This window comes from Corallococcus sicarius, assembly GCF_003611735.1.
GTDB lineage: Bacteria > Myxococcota > Myxococcia > Myxococcales > Myxococcaceae > Corallococcus > Corallococcus sicarius.
The window spans coordinates 1-453 of the sequence record NZ_RAWG01000740.1; the positions used below are offsets into that span (position 1 = coordinate 1).

Annotated in this window: 1 protein-coding gene; it reads right to left on the reverse strand. The window is 66.4% G+C overall.

All coding sequences use genetic code 11. The features are described 5' to 3' along the window. The coding region (locus tag D7X12_RS45745; RefSeq protein WP_279637307.1) for a S4 domain-containing protein at positions 1–453 on the reverse strand (453 nt) is incomplete at both ends.

A 453-nucleotide genomic window follows, 5' to 3' on the forward strand; every position in this document is an offset into this window, starting at 1 on the left:
GTCTTCCGCCTGGCCCGAAACGTAGCCGACCGGCTTGTGCATCAGCACGGTGACGCGCTCGCCTCGATCGGATCGCGCTGACTGGTGGATTTCGATGATCGCATCCGGCTTGACGCGCGACCCCAGTTCGGTGACCGGCTCGCCATCCACCAGCACCCAGCCACGCGGAATCCATTCGTCGGCCTCGCGGCGAGAGCACAGACCCAGTTCGGACATGCGTTTGGACAGACGGACCAGCCCGCTGGATTCGGTTTGCGCGGCCTGGCGTGGTGGCTGCTCCTCGGCATGACGCGGAGCGCGTTCCTCACGCTCGCGCTCGGGCCTTTGCGGACGTGTCGGACGATCATCGAAGCGACGCGGTGGTCGGTCGTTTTCAAAACGACGCGGAGGGCGTTCGTCATCGAAGCGACGCGGAGCCCGGTCATCGCCATAGCGGCGGGGCGGTCGTTGCTC